Origin of the sequence: Ideonella azotifigens, assembly GCF_006519715.1 — a bacterium.
Lineage (GTDB): Bacteria > Pseudomonadota > Gammaproteobacteria > Burkholderiales > Burkholderiaceae_C > Ideonella > Ideonella azotifigens.
This window is the reverse complement of the sequence record NZ_VIDT01000597.1, coordinates 1-3428: the sequence shown is the minus strand read 5'-3', so window position 1 is coordinate 3428 and position 3428 is coordinate 1. Positions and strand designations below refer to the sequence as shown.

The 3428-nt window shown below is 63.6% G+C and carries 4 protein-coding genes; 2 read left to right on the top strand and 2 right to left on the bottom strand.

Annotated features, from left to right (window positions below):
* Positions 1-2644, top strand: a 2644-nt coding sequence (locus FKP22_RS24715; RefSeq protein WP_170201072.1) for a serine/threonine-protein kinase, incomplete at its 5' end; no start/stop codon positions are given.
* A 65-nt stretch (positions 2645-2709) separates the two neighbouring features.
* Here the strand turns inward: FKP22_RS24715 and FKP22_RS32680 are convergent.
* Positions 2710-2859 (bottom strand): hypothetical protein, encoded by a 150-nt coding sequence (locus tag FKP22_RS32680; RefSeq protein ID WP_170201071.1) that lies wholly within the window; start codon positions 2857-2859, stop codon positions 2710-2712.
* A gap of 28 nt (positions 2860-2887) precedes the next feature.
* On the bottom strand, positions 2888-3025 hold the full coding sequence (locus FKP22_RS24710) for a PIN domain-containing protein (protein ID WP_211361566.1): 138 nt from the start codon (positions 3023-3025) through the stop codon (positions 2888-2890).
* 89 nt (positions 3026-3114) lie between these two features.
* On the opposite strand from FKP22_RS24710, the gene FKP22_RS24705 reads away from it, so the two are divergent.
* Positions 3115-3428: hypothetical protein (locus FKP22_RS24705; protein WP_141290309.1), on the top strand; the 314-nt coding region annotated here is incomplete at its 3' end.

Genomic DNA, 3428 nt, shown 5'->3' with positions numbered 1-3428 from the left:
GCTGGCCGAGCGCGCCGACGGCCTGGTGCAGCGCCAGGTCGCACTGAAGCTCCCTCGCGTGACCTGGGGCGACACCTTCGCCGAGCGCCTGGCCCGCGAACGCGAGATCCTGGCCTCGCTGGCCCACCCGCACATCGCCCGGCTCTACGACGCGGGTGTGGACGCCCACGGCCGCCCCTACCTGGCGATGGAATACGTGCAGGGCGAGCCCATCGATGCCTACTGCCGCCACCACGCGCTGCCGCTGCGCGAACGCGTGGCGCTGCTGCTGCAGGTCATGGCCGCCGTCGCCCACGCGCATGCGCGGCTGGTGGTGCACCGCGACCTGAAGCCCAGCAACATCCTGGTCACATCCGAAGGCCAGGCCAGCCTGCTGGACTTCGGCATCGCCAAGCTGCTGGACGGCGAGCAGACCCAGGCCACCGCGCTGACCGAGCAGTCCGGCCGCGCCTTGACGCTGGACTACGCCAGCCCCGAGCAGATCCGCGGCGAGCCGCTGGGCACGGCGAGCGACATCTACAGCATGGCCGTCGTCGCCTACGAGGTGCTGGCCGACGTGCGCCCCTACCGCCTCAAGCGCGGCAGCGCCGCCGAGCTGGAGGAAGTGATCGCCGGCGCCGAAGTGCCATCGGCCAGCAGCGCCAGCACCGACCCCGCGCTGCGCAAGCAACTGCGCGGCGACCTGGACGCGATCCTCAACCATGCGCTGAAGAAGTCCGCCGCGGAGCGCTACCCGACGATGGAAGCCTTCGCGCAGGACCTTCGGCGTTGGCTGGACGGCGAGCCGGTCCAGGCACAGCCGGACCGCATCGCCTACCGAGCTGCGAAGTTCGTCGGGCGGCATCGGCTGCAGGTGGCAGCAGGGGCTGCAGTGGTAGCAGCGCTGGTCGCCGGCACTGGCATCTCCGCATGGCAGGCCCACGAGGCGCGACGCGCGGCCGCGGAGGCGCGGACACAAACCGCCACCGCTGCTGCAGTGAAGACCTTCATGGAACGGGTGTTCCTGGCCAACTCAGGAGATCAGGCTGACCCAAAGCGCGCACGAGAGATGACTGCTCGCGCTTTGCTGGACCAGGGCGCAGCGCGCTTGGAAATCGACCTGCGCAATGCGCCGGAAGCGCGACTACAGCTCTACGCCACACTAGCTGGGCTCTACGGCGAGATGGAACTTAAGGAACAGGCCTACTCGCTCGCGGACAAGCGGCTTGCACTGGCAAGAGAACTGCACGGCGTACCCAGTTTGGCAGTAGCACAGGCACTCATCGCACGAGCACAGTTTTTCGTTACAGGGGACAAGCAGAAAGAAGCGTTGTCACTGCTTTCTGAGGCGACAGCTTCGATGAATGCGGTACCGCCATTGGACCCGGATTACGCAAGCACGCGCGTAGAGCTTGGCGTCACCCTGGCTGACGCCTACCAGCGGCAGACACCGTTGCAGGCTCTACCGTATGCCGAACGTGCGGTGACATCTGCCACGGCTCAACAATTCCCAGGTCAACGGGTCAAAGCGCTGCGGATCCAGGCAGATGTGCTGTCGCGATTGGAGCGAAATGCGGAAGCGCAGGCTGCATTGAAAGAAGTCGCCTCAATGATCGAAGGGGATCACAGCCTCGGGTGGCACGATGTCGTTGATGTCTATTCAAACCTCGCCGATCTTCAAAGTCGGGCCGGACAGAGGGCCGATGCCGAAGCCTCTTACAAAAGGGCGTTAGTGTTGTGGAGTGACGGGGCTGGTGCGACTCAGGATTTGGCCATCATCCATAACCGACTGGCGATTTCTCACTACATCAGCGGCCAATACGCAGAGGCGGTTGAAGCGAGTAGAACCTCGGCTGAGTGGGCGCGGCAACTCCCTCCTGATACGCCGCTTGGGTTGTTCCCGGCTACTTTTCTGGGAAACCACGGGCGTGCGCTCAACGCCTGGGGACATTCCGAGGAAGCACTTTCCGTCATCAATGAAGGCCTTGGGATGATCGCGCACCGCCAGCAGGCGACAGGCCAGCCTGCAGTCGAACACGAAGGGCCGCTACAGGCCTTTCGGGCTGAGGCGCTGATTGACCTCGGCCGGCTCTCCGAAGCTGAACATGCCGTGAAGCGCTGCTGGGAATTGCTTGGGGATAACCGAACCCATCAAATCACATTTGCGAACAATGCACGCCGCGCATTTTGGGTGGCCAGTGGGCAGGCAAACAAGGCGCTGGACGATTTCAGCCAGAGCCCGCGCCCTTCGAGTCCAGACCCCAGTGCTACGGCTCGGTGGCGGGCTCAGCAAGCGATGTTTGAGATGGCCGCCGGGGACGCTACCGCTGCGCAGCATGATGCAGAAGCTGCGTTGGCAATGATTCACGAGGACCCAAACCGCGCATACCTTCGATATCCAGAGGGTATCGCCTCGTTCGCCTTGGGTCAGGCCCTGCTTGCACAGGGAGATGCCAAATCGGCGACAGCTGCGCTGACCCATGCAGAGGAGCTGTATCGGGGAATGTATGACGCCGTCCTCAGCCTGCAATTGGCTCGGTTGCTGTCCGTGCAGGCTCGGGCGCTTGACAGAATTCAAGACACGGAAAATGCCAAACGAAAGGAAGCAGAGGCGCGAGCCATTCGCGCAAGACACCGCGGTGACGTGGTGAAATCTCCTCGCTGAAACTATCAGTGCATGCACGCAACTGGTGGGCTATAGCGGCGTGCGGTTGCGCTAATCAGTTGGCTTCAATAGTCAAGCGGCGAGTCGACATGCATGCTCTGCGCCGCCGTTCCCGTCCCTCCCACGACTTGCTTCAAAACTTCCAAGTCCAGAACAACGGGGCCACTTTCTAAGCCGGCTTCGTTCGGCTGATCCATGGGCTGGGAATTTTCCATGCTGGACTCCTGATGTTGATACGCAAGTCTATGCCAGCAGCGTCATGCCAGCCGTCTTGGCCGCACCCACGTCGAAGGTCATCGCGCGTTCGCAGCCTGCAGCATTGGCAACGCGCTCGATGAGGCAGTCGGCAAAGTCGGCATCGCCCGCGCGGTAGACCCGCATGTCGATGTCACTTTCACCCGCCGCACTCCGTATGGGAAGACAAGGACCCTCGCCTTTGCGCTGGGTCCGCCACTTCCAAGGGAGCTGCGATGAATAGACATGAACGGTACCGGGCCAGGAGCTTGCGGGCCGCTGCTGCAGGCGTTTTACTGAGCGTTGGCCTGGCCGCGCACGCTACGGATTTCACCCTCGGCTTCGGCGCTGGCGCCGATCGCGGCAAGACCGATTGCGTGGACGGCTTTGCCTGCGACCACAGCAGCGCCCACGGCAAGCTGTTCCTGAACTACCGGCTGGACGAGGCCTGGGACCTGCAGGCGCTGGGCTTTGCCGGCAGCCGCTTCAAGGGCGGCGACACGACCGACGACGGCACCACTTTTGGTGGCAGCTTCCGCGTCGACGCGCT